A 276-nucleotide genomic window follows, 5' to 3' on the forward strand; every position below is an offset into this window, starting at 1 on the left:
ACGGCCATCCCAGAAGTTGAAATCGCCGATCAGGCTCACCGCCGTGGCGCTCGGCGCATAGACGGCGAAGCGCACCCCTGCCACCTGCTGGCCGAGATGTTCCACGGTGCGCAGTTGGGCGCCCAGGGTGTGGTAGAGGTTTTCCGGCTGGAAGCTCAGCTCCGCCAGACCTTCCCAGGCGGCAGCCTGGAATTGATAGGGGTCGATGGATTCGGCACTGGCATCGGGGTAGCTGGCGATCAGCTGATAGGGAAAGGGATTCTTGCGGCGGGTGAA

The 276-nt window shown here is 63.4% G+C and carries 1 pseudogene; it reads right to left on the reverse strand.

What is annotated here, in order from left to right:
• A pseudogene (locus B4920_RS26225) lies at positions 1–276 on the reverse strand (hypothetical protein); the annotation flags it as partial.

The organism is Zoogloea sp. LCSB751 (assembly GCF_002028455.1).
Taxonomy (GTDB): domain Bacteria; phylum Pseudomonadota; class Gammaproteobacteria; order Burkholderiales; family Rhodocyclaceae; genus Zoogloea.